Genomic DNA, 16,710 nt, shown 5'->3' with positions numbered 1-16,710 from the left:
GGCCCGTGGCAGGGTCACCGGAATGAGACCTGAATCACGACACAACTGGGTATCAGTGAGGTAAGCCTCGGTTAAGTTAGGGCTGCCTCACTCGACCATTCACCCAGCGTGGAGCCCGAATGCGACCCGTCCGTCTTTCCGTCGTCACCGCCATCACGGCCGTGGCCGCCCTGACCGCCGTCACGGGCTGCGCCGAGAAGAGCGACGCCAAGGCCGGTGCCGGCGGCGCCGTCGAGGTCACGGCCGACGACTCCTCGTGCAAGGTGTCCAAGACCGAGTTCCCGGCCGGACACGTGCAGTTCGACGTGGAGAACAAGGGCTCCAAGGTCACCGAGGTGTACCTCCTCTTCCCCGACGACCGCATCGTCGCCGAGCGCGAGAACATCGGCCCCGGTCTGAAGCAGACGCTGACGGCCGAGGTGAAGGCCGGTTCGTACGAGCTGGCCTGCAAGCCCGGCATGAAGGGCCACGGCATCCGTCAGAAGGTCACCGTGACCGGCGGCACGGCCGTCAAGCGCGACCCGAAGCTGGACGCCGCCGTCGCCGCGTACCGCACGTACGCGCAGGAGCAGGCCGACGAGACGCTGCCGAAGGCCAAGGCGTTCACCGACGCCATCCGCAAGGGCGACCTGGAGGCGGCCAAGAAGGCGTACGCCCCCTCGCGCCTCGGCTGGGAGCGCACCGAGCCGGTCGCGGAGTCCTTCGGTGACATCGACCCGAAGACCGACACCCGCGTGAACGACCTGGAGAAGGGCCAGAAGTGGACCGGCTGGCACCGGCTGGAGAAGGCGCTCTGGCAGGACAAGAAGATCGGCGCCACCGAGAAGGCCCTCGCCACCGAGCTGGACACCGACCTGACCGACTGGCAGAAGCGGGTCGGCACCGCGGTCATCACCCCGACCTCGATGGCCAACGGCGCCAAGGAACTCCTCGACGAGGTCGCCACCGGGAAGATCACCGGTGAGGAGGACCGCTACAGCCACACCGACCTGGTCGACTTCAAGGGCAACGTCGAGGGCGCACAGAAGGCGTACGAGCTGCTGAAGCCGGTCGCCTCCGTGAACCAGCCCGCGCTGACCAAGGACCTGGACAAGCAGTTCGCCGCGCTGAACACGCTGCTCGACGGCTACCGCACGGACAAGACCTCGTACGACTTCACGTCGTACGACAAGGTCTCCGAGGCGGACCGCAAGAAGCTGTCGGACGCCGTCAACGCGCTCGCCGAGCCGCTGTCGAGGCTCGCCGCGGCCGTGGTCACGAAGTAACGCCGGACAGAGACAGCGGTCGGACAGAGACAGGAGACCCTGATGGCTGACGAGACCAACCCCGGTTCCCCGTCCCGGCGTTCCCTGATCGGCTGGGGCGGCGCGGGGCTCGCTCTCGGCGCGGTCGCCGCCGGTGGCGGTGTCGCCGCGCTGCGCACCGGCGACGACACGGCCCCCGTCGCCGAGAGCAGTACGGCCGTACCCTTCCACGGTGCGCACCAGGCCGGTATCGCCACCGCCGTCCAGGACCGGCTGCACTTCGCGTCCTTCGACGTGACGACCGAGGACCGCGCCGAACTGATCCAGCTGCTGAAGGACTGGACGAAGGCGGCGGCCCTGATGGCCCAGGGGCACCCGGTCGGCGACGGCGCGTACGGCGGTCAGCCGGAGGCCCCGCCGGACGACACCGGTGAGGCGCTCGGGCTGAAGCCGTCCCGGCTGACGCTGACCATCGGCTTCGGCCCCGGCCTGTTCAGGAAGGGCCGTTTCGGTCTGGAGGACAAGCGGCCCGACGCGCTGGTCGACCTGCCGAAGTTCCCCGGCGACAACCTCGAGGCGACGCGCAGCGGTGGCGACCTGTGCGTCCAGGCCTGCGCGGACGACCCGCAGGTGGCGGTGCACGCGATCCGCAACCTGGCCAGGATCGGCTTCGGGAAGATAGCCATCCGCTGGTCGCAGCTGGGCTTCGGCAAGACCTCGTCGACCACGCCGGACGCCCAGACCCCGCGCAACATGATGGGCTTCAAGGACGGCACCCGGAACATCTCGGGCACCGACCCGGCCGCGCTCGACCAGCACGTCTGGGTGTCCGGGAAGGACGGTCCGGACTGGATGACCGGCGGCTCGTACCTGGTCGCCCGCCGGATCCGGATGCACATCGAGACCTGGGACCGCGCCTCGCTCCAGGAGCAGGAGGACGTCTTCGGCCGTGACAAGGGCGAGGGCGCGCCGGTCGGCAAGGCGAAGGAGCGGGACGAGCCCTTCCTGAAGGCCATGCTGCCCACCTCGCACGTACGGCTGGCCCACCCGGACAGCAACCACGGCATACGGATCCTGCGCCGGGGCTACTCCTTCACCGACGGTACGGACGGTCTGGGGCGGCTGGACGCCGGGCTGTTCTTCCTGGCGTACCAGCGGGACGCCCGCAAGGGGTTCATCCCGATCCAGCAGGGGCTGGCGCGGCACGACGCGCTCAACGAGTACATCCAGCACGTCGGTTCGGCGCATTTCGCCGTCCCGCCGGGCGTCCGTGACAAGAACGACTGGTGGGGCCGTGCGCTCTTCTCCTAGGACCCGTACCGGCCCGTGCTGCTCCTGCGGTGTCCGTCGTTCTCGTAATCCGGTTCCTGCAACCAGAAAGGACCCGACGTGTTCGGCAACTATCTGATCGGTCTGCGCGAGGGGCTCGAAGCGAGCCTGGTCGTGTGCATTCTCATCGCCTACCTCGTCAAGACGGAGCGGCGTGACGCGCTGCGGCCCATCTGGATCGGTATCTCCACCGCGATCGTGGTGGCGCTCGCGTTCGGCTTCGCGCTCGAATTCGGCTCGCAGGAGCTGACGTTCAAGGCTCAGGAAGCGCTCGGCGGTTCGCTGTCGATCGTCGCGGTCGCGCTCGTGACCTGGATGGTCTTCTGGATGCGGCGCACCGCGCGCCACCTCAAGTCCGAACTCCACGGCAAGCTGGACTCCGCGCTGCGGATGGGTACGGGCGCGCTCGTCGCGACCGCCTTCCTCGCCGTGGGCCGGGAGGGCCTGGAGACCGCGCTGTTCATCTGGTCCTCGGTGCACACCTCGACCAACGGCAGCCAGGAGCCGATGATCGGCGCGCTGCTCGGCATCCTCACGGCGGTCGTCCTCGGCTGGCTGTTCTACCGGGGTGCGGTCCGGATCAACCTGTCGAAGTTCTTCACCTGGACCGGCGGGATGCTGGTGATCGTGGCCGCGGGCGTGCTCGCGTACGGCGTCCACGACCTCCAGGAGGCCGACTTCCTCCCCGGCATCGGGAGCCTCGCGTTCGACATCAGCTCGGCCGTTCCGCCGGACAGCTGGTACGGCACGCTGCTGAAGGGCGTGTTCAACTTCCAGCCGGACCCGACCGTGGTCCAGGCAACGGTATGGGTGCTCTACCTGGTCCCCACGCTCGCATTTTTCTTCGCCCCGGTAGGGTTCGCGAAGTCGGTGGGGTCGAGGGAGCAGAAGGCAACTCATGAGCAAGCTGGGGCGGCTGACGGCGGTTCTCGCGACGGTGGCAGTGATGTCGCTGACGGCGAGCGGGTGCATGACGGTGCACGGGGAGCTGGAAGTCGTACCGTCAGCGACGAAGGCTGAGGCCGCCCAGGCACTCGCCGCGTTCACCGACGCGTACAACAAGGCGGACAAGGCGTACGACCCGGCTCTCGACGAGGGCCGGGTCACGGGTTCGCTCGGTGCGATCAACCAGGCGGGGCTGAAGGCGCGGCACATCACCACCCCGGCCGGGAACGCCCAGCACTCGGACATGACGCTGTCCGACGCGAAGTTCCTCATACCGAAGAAGGCCGGGTGGCCGCGGTGGTTCGTCGCCGACACCGACTCCAACCGGGACCGGAACAACCGCTGGCTGGTGGTCTTCGTGAAGAACGCGGCGGGCCAGCCGTGGCGGGCCGCCTATCTGTCGGTCGTCGCCCCGTCGGCGCTCCCCGCCTTCGTCACGGACAAGGACGGCTGGGCCGAGCCGGTGGAGCCGGCCGGTCACTCGCTGGCGGTGGCCCCGAAGGATCTGAGCGCGCAGTACGCCTCGTATCTGCAGAGCGGGAAACCGGCGCACTTCGCCCCCGGGCCGAACACCAGCCTCTGGCGGGCCGCGCGGGAGAAGAACGCGAATCTGCCGACGCTCTCCACGCAGTACGTCGACCGGCCGCTCACCGACGGCGACTACCGGCCGCTCGGGCTGGCCACGCGGGACGGCGGGGCGCTGGTCTTCTTCTCCACCCGGCACTTCGAGCAGCAGACCGCGGCGAAGGGTCTGCACCTGACGGTCCCGGCGGACGTGAAGGCGCTGACGACCGGTGACGCGAGGACCACGATCACCAAGGAACGCGTGGCCGGTGAGGTCGCGCTGGTCCCCGCCGAGGGACAGGTGAACGTGCTCAACCGCTTGCAGGGCCTGACCGCCGCGAAGGGCTCGTAGGCGGTTCCCCCGCTGTTCCCCGCCTGTTCCCCGGCCGTCGTCCGGACGGGGAACGGCGGGTGTCTGTCGGCAGCCGCCTGCTCAGCGGCCGAGCGGCCAGGCCACCGCGTGCGCGTCCTGATCGTCCTCGTCCGCGAAGCGCGCGCAGGCGTCGGTGAGCGTCTCCAGGAGGGTCAGCGGGTCCGGCAGCGGATGTTCGAGCCCACGGACCCAGTCCACGCTCGCCTCACCGGGCAGCCGGGCGGGCGGTACGAGCACGTAGCTGCCGCGGCAGTGCCAGCGCAGCCCCGGGTGCTCGTCCATCGTCTCGGGGTGGCAGTCCAGCTCGCACGGCCACCACTCGTCCTCGTCCTCGGGCGTGCCACGGGTGGCGGTGAAGAAGAGCATCCGGTCGCTGCCCGACTGGGCGACGGGCCCCACTTCGATGCCCTCGGCCAGCAGCCGCTCCAAAGCACTGCGTCCCGCGTCGAGCGGGACGTCGAGTACGTCGAGGACCATGCCGGTCGCGGTGATGAAGTTCGCATCGGGCTGGTTGCGGACCCAGCGCTCGACCTGGGCGCGGTCGGTGGTCGACTGCGTCTGCCAGGCGAAGGAGAGGGGGTGCCTGGCCGGGGTGGGACAGCCCACGCGGTCGCAGGAACACCGGTAACCGATGGGGTGGGCGGCGGGCGAGAGCGGCAGTCCGGCTGCGGCGGCAGCGAGCAGAAGCGTCTCGCGGAGGTGGTGGTCGTCGGGGGACTCCTTGGGACGGCGGCGCAGCCACTGGGACATCCTGCTCGCTGTGCCGCGATCCCGGCCGGACTCTGTTCCCATCTATCCCCTCACCTCACCACTACCCCCACGTACCCTCCATGCTGCCACCATCCTGCGCCCCGGGTGACCACATATGCCTTCCCGGGTGCCTCAGGGGCTGTCGGGACGGGCACCGATTCCGCGCAGGACCTGGTCCACGCAGGTGTCCGCGAAGGCATGGGTGAGCGGGGCGGTGCGCAGGAGCCAGCGGTGGGTGAGCGGTCCCACCAGCATCTCCACGGCCACCCGGATGTCCACGCCCGGGTCGACCTGCCCGGCCAGGACAGCGGCCCGCAGCCGCTCCTCGTACAGCGCGAGGGAGGGTTCGAGCAGTTCGCGGGTGAACTTCCGGCCGAGTTCCGGATCGGTGGCGCCCGCCGCGGTCAGCGCGCGGGTGGGCGCCTCGTACTTCTCGTCGGTGAACTGGTCGACGGTGAGCCGCAGCACGTGCTTCAGATCGGCGGCGACGTCCCCGGTGTCGGGGAAGCCGGTCCACTCGCCCTCGGCCGCCGCGTCCTCGAAGAGCGCGGTGGAGGCGTCGAGCAGTACGGCCGCCCTCGACGGCCACCAGCGGTAGATCGTCTGCTTGCCGACCCCCGCGCGGGCGGCGATGGCCTCGATCGTCAGCCTGTCGTAGCCGACCTCACCGACCAGGGCGAGCGCCGCGTCGAGGATCGCGCGGCGCGAGCGCTCGCTGCGGCGGTTGGCGTTCGGCGCCTTGCGGGACACCGGGTCGGCGGACGGTGCCGCGGAGGACGGCTGCGCAGGTGAAGGCTGTACGGGAGTCGGCTGCGCGGAGGGCGGCTGCGCGGGGGTCGGGGAATCGGCCATGGACCGGAATCTAACACCGGTGGAGTCGACACGTATCGTCTCGGTTTGCCTGGACTGTGCCCGGCCGGTCACGGTTCCGGCCACCGGCGCGGCCACGGTGGGTGAACCACCCGATCGGTGCACAGCGCGCGGGCCCCGCAGAGCGGACCATGGGCAGCAACCGGCTGCGCACCCGCAGCCCATGTCCGCCGTGAGGAGCCCTCATTGCCTCGTGACGCCCGACCCCGGCGCTATCTGATGTGCCCACCGGCACACTTCAGGGTGACGTACTCCATCAACCCGTGGATGGACCCTTCGAAACCGGTCGACCTGCCGCTCGCCCTCGCCCAGTGGGAGGACCTGCGGGACCGCTACCGCTCCCTCGGCCATACCGTCGAGCTGCTCGATCCCCGCCCCGAGCTGCCCGACATGGTCTTCGCCGCCAACGGCGCCACCGTGGTCGACGACCGGGTGCTCGGCGCCCGCTTCGCCCATGCCGAACGGGCCGGGGAGGCCGAGGCGCATCTGGCGTGGTTCCACGCGCACGGCTTCACGGACATCCACCTGCCCGCCCATGTCAACGAGGGCGAGGGGGACTTCGCCGTCACCGCGTCCTTCGTGCTCGCCGGACGGGGCTTCCGCTCCAGCCCGCTGTCGCACGACGAGGCCCAGGAGTTCTTCGGCCGCCCGGTGATCGGCCTCGATCTCGTCGACCCCCGCTACTACCACCTGGACACCGCGCTGAGCGTCCTGGACGACACGGCCGACGAGATCATGTACTACCCGGACGCCTTCTCCCCCGGCAGCCGCTCCGTACTGGCCAGACTCTTCCCCGACGCGCTGATCGCCACCCCCGAGGACGCCGGGGCGCTGGGTCTCAACGCGGTGAGCGACGGCCGCCATGTGCTGCTGCCGCAGGCCGCTGTCGGGCTGTTCGGGCCGCTGCGGGCGCGCGGGTTCGAACCGCTGGGGATGGATCTGGGCGAGCTGCTCAAGGGCGGCGGCAGCGTCAAGTGCTGTACGCAGGAGCTGCGTCCGTAGCCGGTCGGGAACCGGGCCGGGTGTACGGGTCACGCGCGAGCGGTTGCGCGTGACCCGTTACGGCACGGGCCGTTACCGCATGACCCGTTACCGCGTGGGCAGTTACCGCACGGGCCGTTACGCGTCGGGCGGCCAGGCGTCGCCCCACGCCGTGTCCCGTGCCGCGCGGTAGAGGTCGCCGTGGCGCTTGGACACCGTCTCGCGGACGAGGTCCCCGGCGTCCGTGCACAGCTCCAGCTGGACGAGGCCCTTGCGGATCTGCGGTTTGCGTACGACTCGGGCGGGGACCGTCGCCACGTCACCGCGGAAGGCCGCGACGTAGCTGAACTTCTCGTCCTCGTACGGAAGGGAGCCGCCCTTGATCCGTCGGTGCAGCGAGGAGCGGGTGACCCGCGCCGAGAAGTGGCACCAGTCCGTGCCGCGCTCGATGGGGCAGGCGTCGCTGTGCGGGCAGGGTGCCGCGGTCCGCATCCCCGCCGCGGTCAGCCGGTCGCGGGCCGCCATGATCCGCAGATAGCCGTCGGGGGTGCCCGGTTCGACGATCACGACGGCCGTGGCCGCGGCAGCCGCCGCGTCCACCACGGCGGTGCGGTCGGCCACGGTCAGCTCGCCGAGGACGTACGAGACGGTGACCAGATCGGTGCTCTCCAGGCTGAGCGCCGAGCCGATCCGTGAGCGCCGCCACTCGGCGCCGCGCAGAGCGGGCGAGCCCGACTCCGCGGCCAGTTCACGGCCGAGCGCGAGTGCGGGCTCCGCCCAGTCGAGCACGGTGGTACGGCGGGTCTCGCCGTCCTCCGTGTCCTGCCAGGCCCCGGCCACCGCCCAGCTCGCCGCCCCGGTACCGCCGCCGATGTCGGTGTGGGTGGCGGGCACCCACTCCGGAACCGCGGCCCGGAAGGCGTCGAGCGCGGACCGTACCGCCTCGAAGGTCGCGGGCATCCGGTACGCGGCGTACGCGGCGACGTCCGAACGGTCCCGCAGGACCGGGGCGTCGGTGGGGGTGGTCCCCCGGTAGTTGGCGATCAGCCGCTCGACGGCCTGTGCGGCCTGTTTGGGCGGCAGCCCGTCGAGAAGTCCGGCAAGGGCACTGCGCAGGGCTTCCGCGGTGGGGAGGGAGTCGTTCACCGGAGGAGTTTAGACCGACCGTCGCGGAGGAGGCCGCCTCGGACCGGGAGCCCTCTCCCTGGTCCGGCCTGATCCGGGCGGAAGGCCCGGGTCGGTCTACGCCCTCCGGAAGGCGAGCACCGCGTTGTGCCCGCCGAATCCGAACGAGTGGCTGACCGCGCGCGACACCCGCGTACGGCGGGGCTGTTTGGTGACGCAGTCGATGCCGAACTCCGGCGCCGGGGCCGCCAGGTTGGCGACCGGCGGCACGAGCCCGTGCTGGATGGTCAGGACGGTCAGGGCGGCTTCGATGGCGCCCGCCGCCCCCATGCAGTGACCCAGCACACCCTTGGGCGCGGTCACCGGAGGCCGGTGCGGATAGACCCGGGCGATCAGTCCGGCCTCGGTGGCGTCGTTGAGCGGGGTCGAGGTGCCGTGGGCGTTGACGTGATCGACGTCCGTGGCGTCCCAGCCCGCGTCCCGCAGCGCCGCCTCGGCAGCGGCCACGGCGACGGCACCGTCCGGGCGCGGGCTGGTGGGGTGGTACGCATCGGTGGTGGCACCGGCCCCGGCCAGCAGCGCCCGCGGCGCGGCGCCCCGGGCCCGTGCGGCGGATTCGCGTTCCAGGACCATCACCGCCGCGCCCTCCCCCATGACCAGCCCGCGCCGGTCGGCGGCGAAGGGGCGGCTGACCGCGTCCGGTTCCTCGCCCGCCCGCAGCGCCCCGGCCCCCGACCGGGCGAAACCGGTCATCGCGAGCCGGTCGATGATCGATTCGGTGGCCCCGGCGACGGCGATGTCGCACTGTTCGGTGACCAGCAGGTCACGGGCCACGGAGAGTGCGGTGGCCCCGGACGAGCAGGCCGTGCCGGGCGCCAGGCTCGGCCCGGACGCCCGCAGCCGGATGGCGACCTCGGCAGCCGGCATGTTGGCGATGGTGAGCAGGGTGCCCAGCGGTGAGGTGGAATCGGGGCCGCGCCGCTCCAGGACGAGCGACTGCTCGTACAGTCCGGTCGAACCGGCGCTGCTGGTCCCGATGATCACGGCCACCCGCGATCCGTCCCAGGTCGCCGGGGACAGACCGGCGTCGGCGACGGCCTCCCTCGCGGCGAGGATCGCGAGTCTGACGAAGCGCCCCATGCGGTAGGCGGTACGGCCGCCGACGGCGTCCGCCAGGTCGATTCCGGTGACCGGGCAGGCGAAGTCGATGAGACAGCCGTCCAGTTCGGGAAGGACACGCGCCGTGGAGCGGCCCGCGCACACCCCCCGCCAGGTGGCTTCCGTGTCGTTGCCGGCCGGGGTGATCATGCCCAGGCCGGTGATGGCGACGGGAGAGCGACTCATCGGGAGGCGACCGCGGTGGAATCGTTCAGGAACTCGGTGATCCGGCCGAGCGTGGCGCCCTTGTACGCCGAGTCGGTGTCGGCGTCGACACCAAGGGTCTCCTTGACGATGACGCCCAGTTCGGCGACCGCGAGGGAGTCCATCTCCAGGTCGTCCATGGTGGCCTCGGGGCGCAGTTCACCGGCGGGGACCTTGAAGGTGTTGGTCAGGACGTCGACGAGGGTCGGGTGCAGCTCGGGCATGGTGTTCTCCTCGGTGCGTAGCGTTCGAAATGATGACGGAACGCGGGCTATTGACGTCCTGTCAACGTCCGGATGATCTTCCGGTTACGCAGTGAGGGAAGGTTTTTTCAGTTCTCCGGAGGCACTCCGCACCTGCTCGGGAGGGGTTCCGGAGGGGTGACGGAAGAGCAGCGAGAGAACATGTCCGGTGCCCCAGTACGCGAGCAGGACGACCCGCAGGAACAGCCGGCTCACTTCGACTCCCCCGTACCGGACCGGTGCCACGGCCCCTGGGGATCGTCGTACGCCGCCAGATACCCGGCGCCCGCGATGGGCACATCGGCCAGCCACTCCTCCGGCAGGTCGAACGCCTCGGTCAGCGGCCCCGCCACCGAGGCGATCCGCGCGGCGAGCCGGTCCACCTCGACGGGCAGCTCGCTGATGTGCCGGCCTTCCAGAAATCCCTCGTTCAGCAGATCGCCGGTGTTGCCCGCGATGCGTTCCAGCGCGAACAGCCGCCCCAGCCCGGACAGCCGCTCCCGGGCGGCCGAGCCGGGCGGCAGGGCCGCCACCGCTTCGGTCACCGCCTCGACGGCCCGCAACTGGGCGTGCGCGGTGGCCGCTTTCAGGGCTGCGGTGGCGCCCGCGTTCCACCGGCCGAGGGCGTCACCGGGCGGCGCCTCACGCATCCGCGCGCGGGCCCGGCCGAGTTGGACGGCCTCGACGGCGGCGAGCAGATCGCGCAGGAAGGCGAGGTCGGTGAGTTCGCGTCCCGCGGGGGCCGCCGCCGGGCGCGGCGGGTGCTGGCCCGACACCATCTCGGCCGCCGCCTTGGCGTGGATGGCGAGGTTGTCGCCCTCGGCGGTGATCGTCCCCTCGATCCCGGTGACGAACGCGGCGAGCCCGTTGTTCTCCAACAGGCCCTGGGCGCCGCACCGTTCACGGCATTCGGCGATGACGGTACGCGCCTCCCAGGTGATCCACGCCTTGGCCACCGCGACCAGCCGCTCGGCCGCCGCCCTGTTGCTCTCGTCGTGGTCCGTCCAGGTCCGCTGGACCGTGCGGTGCAGCAGCGTCATCGCGTACGCGGTGGCCAGCGCGGACGCCAGCGGGGCGTGGTGGCTGCGATGGGCCGTCACCGGCACCCGCTCGGCGGCCCGTACCCCGGCGATGATCCGGTGCGAGCCGTAGCGTACGGCCACCGCCAGCGCCGCCCGTACGGAGCCCACCGCGCAGGCGCTCATGCTGAGCTTCCCCGCGGTGACCCGGCCGATCGACAGCAGGAACCGCCTGCGCCGGTTGGCCACGTCACTGCTGAAGACGCCCTCGCCGTCGAGGCGGCCCTGTGGTCCGGCGAGAAGCGCGGAGCGCGGGACGAAGACGTCGCCGAAGGAGGTGACGCAGTGGTCGACGACGCTGCCCATGCGCCGGGGCAGCAGCCTGATCCGTACGCCGGGCAGCGGTCCGGTGGCGTCGGTCAGCGGGGTCAGGAACAGGAAGGCCCCCAGGTCCCGGCCGTCGAGCAGCAGCCGCGCCGCGACCACACCGCTCTTGGGGCCGCCCGCCGTACTGGTGTTGGGCATGAACTTCTGCGCGCCCGCGTGCGGCGTGCGCAGCAGGAAGCCGTCCGCCGCCCGGTCGTACGTGGCGGTCGTCTCCAGCGCCGCGGCGTCGTTGCCGTGGGCGAGCTCCGTGCACAGGAAGGTCCCGACCCGCGACAGGTCGGCGAACTCCGACAGATCGCGCCCCGCGTCGCCGTCGTGGTCCAGCAGGCTGCCGAGGAAGAGGTTGTAGTGGATGCCCGCGACGGTGGCCAGCGCGGTGTCGACCGGGCTGATCCACTCGTGCAGGTTCGCCAGGGCCACCGGGTCGGCGGCCAGCCGGAAGGCGCTGTCCAGCGTGGAGTCGAGGGTGCGCAGCCGCTCGTACGCCAGTCCCAGCTGTTCCTCGGGCGTCAGTCCGGCACGGCGCCGGAAGGGCCCGGTGGTGAGCAGTCTGCGCCAGTGGCCGTGGGTGGCCCGGTGGTCGTCGCCGAACAGGACCCGGACGAGTTCGCCCCGTACGGCGGCCTCCCCGGCGGTCCCCGTCTCCCGCTCCACGGTGTTGTTCACCGTCATGTCTCACGCTCCGCGCTGGAAGGCCAGCACCACGTTGTGCCCGCCGAAGCCGAAGGAGTGGCTGACGGCCGTCTCCACGTGCTCCGGGCGCGCCTGCTTGGTCACACAGTTCAGGTCGAATTCGACGGCCGGGGCGTCGAGGTTGCCGACCGGCGGGATGAGGCCGGTCTCCAGGGTCAGTACGGTCAGCGCGGCCTCGATGGCGCCCGCGGCGGCGAGCGAGTGCCCCAGGACTCCCTTCGCCGAGGTCACCGACGGCCAGTGCGGGAAGACCCGGGTGATCACCGCTGCTTCCATCGCGTCGTTGAGCGGGGTGGAGGTGCCGTGCGCGTTGACGTGCCCGATGTCGTACGGGCTCCAGTCCGCCTCCCGCAGGGCCGCCGCCACCGCGGCCCGCGCGCAGCGGCCCTGCGGGTCGGGGGCGGTCGGGTGGTGGGCGTCGGTGGTGGCGCCCACCCCGGTGAGCAGGGCACGCGCGCGCTGTCCCCGGGCCGCCGCGTCGGCGGCCCGCTCCAGCACCAGTACCCCGGCGCCCTCCGCCATGACGAACCCGTCCCGGTCCCCGGCGAACGGACGGGACGCCGCTCCGGGGTCCTCGGTACGCCGCGAGAGCGCCCCCAGCTGTGTGAACCCGGACACCACCAGCGGCTGGAGCACCGATTCGGCGCCGCCGGCCACCACCACGTCGCACTGCCCGGACGCCAGCAGGTCGCGGGCGACGGCGATGGCCGTGGCGCCCGAGGCGCAGGCGGTGGCGGGGGCCAGGCTGGGGCCGTGGGCCCGGAGTGCGATGGCCACCTCGCCCGCCGCCGCGTTCGGGATCATCATCGGGACCAGCAGCGGGGAGACCGACTCCGGGCCCGTGGTGTGCAGCTTCAGCGCGTTGTCGGTGAGTACGGAGACCCCGCCGACGCCGACGCCGATGATCACTCCCACCCGGCTGCCGTCCCAGCTCGCCGGGTCGAGTCCGGCGTCCGCGACGGCCTGCCGCGCGGCGATCAGCGCCAGCTTGACGAACCGGTGCATGCGCCAGGTCCGGCGCCCGCCCACCAGCGCGTCCACGTCGGCGTCGACCGGGCAGGCGAAGTCCACGGGCAGGCCGTGGAGTTCGGGCAGGCGGCGGGCGGTGGGCAGGCCCGCGCACACCTGCTCCCAGGTGGTGTGCGTGTCCGCCCCGGCCGGGGTGATCATCCCCAAGCCGGTCACGGCGATCTCGGGTGTCGTCATGAGAGCTCCTCGGAGAGTGCCGCCACGGCGGACGGCGTGGAGGTGGTACGGGAAGCGGCGGGCGGGGCGGAGGCCGTACGGGAGGCGGCCCGGCGCGTGCCGGGCGCGTCGGAACCGGCCCAGCGCAGGGCGGCCGACCCCCAGGTCAGCCCGCCGCCGAAGGCGGTCAGCAGCACCCGGTCGCCGGACCGCAGGACGCCCCGGGCGTCGGCGTCGGCCAGCGCGAGCGGAAGGGAGGCCGCGCCGGTGTTCCCGACCCGGTCCAGATGGGTCACGCACCGCGCCGGATCGATCCCCACCCGCTCGGCGACCGCGCTCAGGATCCGGGCGTTGGCCTGGTGCGGTACGAAGTGGTCGACCTGGTCCGGCTCCCAGCCCACCTTCGCGAGCAGCGCCCGGCACGAGCCGGTCATCCGCTCGACGGCGTGCTGGTACACCGGCCCGCCGCGCATACGGAAGTAGCCGTCGCCCGGTCCGTGGGGCGCCGCGGACGCCCGCGCCCGGGAACCGCCGCCGGCCACGGTGATCAGGTCGTACCCGGTGCCGTCACTGCCCAGGTCGAAGCCGAGCAGTTCGCCGGGGGCCCCGGCGGGCCCCGCCGCGACCAGGGCGGCGCCCGCGCCGTCGCCGAAGACGACGCCGGGCCCGCGGTCGTCGGGGTCCAGCCAGGTGGAGTACGTGTCGGCCCCGGCCAGCAGGACGCGCCCGGCGACCCCCGCGGCCACCAGGCCCTGCGCGTAGGCCAGTCCGTAGACGAATCCGCTGCACACCGCCGACACGTCGACGGCGGCGACCGTGCCGAGGCCCAGGCGGGCGGCGACGGCGGGCGCGGTGGCCGGGCAGGGGTGGTCCGGGGTGGCGGTCGCCAGGACGAGCGCGTCGACCTCGGGGTGGCCGGTGCGCTCCAGGAGCCGCCGGGCCGCCTCGTAGGCGAGGTCGCCGGTGGACACACCGGGACCGGCCCGGTGGCGGGCCCCGATGCCGGTCCTGGTCCGTACCCAGGCGTCGTCCACGCCCCAGTGCGTGGGTAAGTCGTCGTTCGTCACCCGCTGCGGTGGCACCCACCCGGCCACCGACTCCACGAGAGCCATCTGTTCCCCCCTCGTCATTCGATGTCTGCGGCAGCAGAACGGCATCCGAGGGGGAAGGGTTTCGCAGCAGGGGGCCGAACGGGTGGGCTCGGTTCATATGTTCGAAGTGCAGACCCGCACCGCGATGACCTGCGAAGGTATGCCTATGGCAGTTGCGGTGCCGCCGGGGCCATGCGCTGCCACGGCCGGCACAGCGCCAGGAAGCAGATTGCCGCGCTCACCGCGCACACCAGCTGCACCACGGCCATCGGCACGGCCGTCGCGTCGCCCGCGATGCCGACGAGCGGGGACGCCACCCCGCCGAGCAGGAACGTCGACGTGCCGAGCAGCGCCGATGCCGAACCGGCGGCGTGCGGCGTACGCATCAGGGCCTGCGCGTTGGTGTTCGGCATCGCGAGCCCCATCGCCGACATCAGGACGAAGAGAGCAGCCGCGACCGGGAAGAGACCGACGTGGCCGAAGACCCCGGACGTCATCAGCAGCAGCGCCGTGGCGGCGAGCGCGATGACGGTCAGCCCGAAGCCGAGCGCCTTGTCCAGGCTGACCCGGCCGACCAGCAGCTTGCCGTTGATCTGGCCGACCGCGACCAGCCCGACGGAGTTGATCCCGAAGAGCAGGCTGAAGGTCTGGGGCGACGCGCCGTAGATGTCCTGGATCACGAAGGGCGAGGCCGAGACGTACGCGAAGAGCGCCCCGAAGGCGAACCCGCCGGCCAGTAGGTAGCCGGTGAAGACCCGGTCGGCGAGCAGCGAGCGCATCGTCCGCAGCGCGTGCCCGATGCCGCCGGTGTGCCGCCGCTCGGGCGGCAGCGTCTCGTGCAGCCACTTCCACACCACGAGGGTCAGCAGCGCGCCGACGACGGTGAGCACGACGAACACCCCGCGCCAGTCGGTGATCTGGAGGATCTGGCCGCCGATGAGCGGGGCGACGATCGGGGCGGCCCCGGAGATCAGCATCAGGGTGGAGAAGAACCGGGCCATCTCCATGCCGTCGTACAGATCGCGCACCACGGCACGGGCGATGACGACGCCCGCGGAGCCGGCCAGCCCCTGCAACAGCCGGAAGGTGATGAGCAGTCCGACGCTGGGCGCGAAGGCGCAGACGGCGGTGGCGGCGACGTAGACGACCATGCCGATGAGCAGCGGACGGCGGCGCCCCCACTTGTCACTCATCGGGCCGATGACGAGCTGGCCGAGCGCCATGCCGATCAGACAGGCGGTGAGGGACAGCTGGACGGTGGCGGCGGGTGAGTGCAGCGCGTCCGTGACCTCGGGCAGCGCGGGGAGGTACATGTCCATCGACAGCGCGGGCAGCGCGGTGAGCCCGCCGAGGACGAGGGTGACCAGGATTCCGGCGGTACGGGCGACGGCAGGGGCAGGGTGCCCGGTGCGTATGTGGTCCGGGGCAGAGGTCTTCGGCATGGCCTCTATGCTCTCAGCTCAGACCGTGTGGTAATGACGATTCAGGCCGACCGGCAGTCGGGGAGCGGGCGCCGCTACCCGGCTGCCGGTCGGTCCTGTGGAGGCCGGAATGGACAGAACCGTGCGCTGGGGCATCATCGCGACGGGTGGCATAGCCGCCACTTTCACCGCTGACCTGCAGGAGCTGCCGGGCGCGGAGGTGGTCGCGGTGGCCTCCCGCGCGCTCGCTCCGGCGAAGGAGTTCGCCGGACGCTTCGGCATTCCCCGGGCGTACGGCAGCTGGGACGAGCTGGCGGCCGACGAGGACGTCGATGTGGTGTACGTCGCCACCCCGCACTCCGCGCACCGGGCCGCCGCCGGGCTCTGCCTGGAGGCGGGCCGCGGGGTGCTGTGCGAGAAGGCGTTCACGCTGAACGCGCGGGAGGCGGGCGAACTGGTGGGCCTCGCCCGTTCCCGCGGCAGCTTCCTGATGGAAGCCATGTGGATGTACTGCAACCCGCTCGTCCGGCGGCTGGTGGAGCTCGTACGGGACGGGGCGATCGGCGAGATCCGCACCGTCCAGGCCGACTTCGGACTGGAGGGACCGTTCGACGCGGGCCACCGGCTGCGCGACCCGGCCCAGGGCGGCGGCGCGCTGCTCGACCTCGGGGTCTACCCGGTGTCCTTCGCCCAGCTGCTGCTCGGCGAGCCCGACCGGGTGGCGGCGCACGCGCTGCTCTCGCCGGAGGGCGTGGATCTGAACACCGGGATGCTGCTCGGCTGGGACAGCGGGGCGAGCGCGCTGCTGAGCTGCTCGGTGACCGCGGACACCCCGCGGACGGCCGCGGTGACGGGCACGGCGGGCCGGATCGAGTTCCCGCCCGGCTTCTTCTACCCGGAGCGGTTCGTGCTGCACCGGGTGGGCCGGGAGCCCGAGGAGTTCACCCTCGGGCAGGCCGGGAGCGGGCTGCACGGCATGCAGTACGAGGCCGCCGAGGTGATGCGTGCCCTGCGCGCGGGTGAGACCGAGTCCCCGCTGGTACCGCTCGACGGCACGCTCGCGGTGATGCGGACCCTCGACGCGGTACGGGACCGTATCGGCGTCCGCTACCCGGTGGACCTGTCGTAA

15 protein-coding genes are annotated in these 16,710 nt (G+C 72.0%); 6 read left to right on the top strand and 9 right to left on the bottom strand.

The genetic code is table 11. The features are described from left to right. Positions 1–119 precede the first annotated feature (119 nt). From efeO to NBY69_RS27320, 4 genes are all read left to right on the top strand, one after another. Positions 120–1,265, top strand: coding sequence for an iron uptake system protein EfeO (gene efeO, locus NBY69_RS27335; protein WP_250304390.1), 1,146 nt, complete (start codon positions 120–122; stop codon positions 1,263–1,265). 42 nt (positions 1,266–1,307) lie between these two features. Continuing rightward, positions 1,308–2,555 (top strand): iron uptake transporter deferrochelatase/peroxidase subunit, encoded by a 1,248-nt coding sequence (efeB, locus tag NBY69_RS27330; RefSeq protein WP_250304388.1) that lies wholly within the window; start codon positions 1,308–1,310, stop codon positions 2,553–2,555. Positions 2,556–2,633: 78 nt separating this feature from the next. Further along, entirely contained in the window at positions 2,634–3,593 is a 960-nt protein-coding gene (gene efeU, locus NBY69_RS27325; RefSeq protein ID WP_250304387.1) for an iron uptake transporter permease EfeU, read from the top strand. After that, on the top strand, positions 3,520–4,434 hold the full coding sequence (locus NBY69_RS27320) for a hypothetical protein (protein ID WP_250304629.1): 915 nt from the start codon (positions 3,520–3,522) through the stop codon (positions 4,432–4,434). Before efeU ends, NBY69_RS27320 begins: the two co-directional genes overlap by 74 nt. An 81-nt stretch (positions 4,435–4,515) precedes the next feature. Here the strand turns inward: NBY69_RS27320 and NBY69_RS27315 are convergent, their stop codons facing one another. Together NBY69_RS27315 and NBY69_RS27310 are read right to left on the bottom strand one after the other, a co-directional pair. Continuing rightward, positions 4,516–5,247, bottom strand: a complete 732-nt coding sequence (locus NBY69_RS27315; RefSeq protein WP_250304385.1) for a bifunctional DNA primase/polymerase — start codon at positions 5,245–5,247, stop codon at positions 4,516–4,518. A gap of 90 nt (positions 5,248–5,337) precedes the next feature. After that, positions 5,338–6,057 (bottom strand): TetR/AcrR family transcriptional regulator, encoded by a 720-nt coding sequence (locus tag NBY69_RS27310; RefSeq protein WP_250304384.1) that lies wholly within the window; start codon positions 6,055–6,057, stop codon positions 5,338–5,340. Between the two features lie 117 nt (positions 6,058–6,174). On the opposite strand from NBY69_RS27310, the gene ddaH reads away from it, so the two are divergent. Then, on the top strand, positions 6,175–7,077 hold the full coding sequence (ddaH, locus tag NBY69_RS27305; protein ID WP_353961842.1) for a dimethylargininase: 903 nt from the start codon (positions 6,175–6,177) through the stop codon (positions 7,075–7,077). A 117-nt stretch (positions 7,078–7,194) separates the two neighbouring features. Here ddaH and NBY69_RS27300 read toward each other — a convergent pair whose 3' ends face one another. The 7 genes from NBY69_RS27300 to NBY69_RS27270 form a co-directional block, all read right to left on the bottom strand. Next, entirely contained in the window at positions 7,195–8,202 is a 1,008-nt protein-coding gene (locus NBY69_RS27300) for a small ribosomal subunit Rsm22 family protein (RefSeq protein WP_250304380.1), read from the bottom strand. A gap of 96 nt (positions 8,203–8,298) precedes the next feature. Beyond that, complete coding sequence (locus NBY69_RS27295) at positions 8,299–9,525, bottom strand: beta-ketoacyl synthase (protein WP_250304378.1); 1,227 nt, start codon at positions 9,523–9,525, stop codon at positions 8,299–8,301. Further along, positions 9,522–9,767 carry an acyl carrier protein gene (locus NBY69_RS27290; RefSeq protein WP_250304376.1) on the bottom strand — a complete coding sequence of 82 codons (246 nt, stop codon included), beginning with the start codon at positions 9,765–9,767 and terminating at the stop codon, positions 9,522–9,524. Before NBY69_RS27290 ends, NBY69_RS27295 begins: the two co-directional genes overlap by 4 nt. 230 nt (positions 9,768–9,997) lie before the next feature. After that, positions 9,998–11,863, bottom strand: a complete 1,866-nt coding sequence (locus tag NBY69_RS27285) for an acyl-CoA dehydrogenase (protein WP_308409505.1) — start codon at positions 11,861–11,863, stop codon at positions 9,998–10,000. Between the two features lie 3 nt (positions 11,864–11,866). Next, positions 11,867–13,090, bottom strand: a complete 1,224-nt coding sequence (locus NBY69_RS27280) for a beta-ketoacyl synthase (RefSeq protein ID WP_250304374.1) — start codon at positions 13,088–13,090, stop codon at positions 11,867–11,869. Further along, entirely contained in the window at positions 13,087–14,181 is a 1,095-nt protein-coding gene (locus NBY69_RS27275) for a beta-ketoacyl-ACP synthase 3 (protein ID WP_250304372.1), read from the bottom strand. Before NBY69_RS27275 ends, NBY69_RS27280 begins: the two co-directional genes overlap by 4 nt. 143 nt (positions 14,182–14,324) lie before the next feature. Then, the gene (locus tag NBY69_RS27270) at positions 14,325–15,602 is read right to left on the bottom strand and encodes a multidrug effflux MFS transporter (RefSeq protein ID WP_250304370.1); all 1,278 of its coding nucleotides are present in this window, start codon (positions 15,600–15,602) and stop codon (positions 14,325–14,327) included. Positions 15,603–15,711: 109 nt separating this feature from the next. Between NBY69_RS27270 and NBY69_RS27265 the strand changes: the two genes are divergently transcribed. After that, positions 15,712–16,710: a Gfo/Idh/MocA family protein gene (locus NBY69_RS27265; RefSeq protein WP_250304368.1), complete on the top strand. Its 999-nt coding sequence runs from the start codon at positions 15,712–15,714 to the stop codon at positions 16,708–16,710.

It is taken from the genome of Streptomyces sp. A 4/2 (genome assembly GCF_940670765.1).
Classification (GTDB): domain Bacteria; phylum Actinomycetota; class Actinomycetes; order Streptomycetales; family Streptomycetaceae; genus Streptomyces.
The sequence above is the reverse complement of the archived record's forward strand: the minus strand, read 5'-3'. Positions and strand labels throughout refer to the sequence as shown.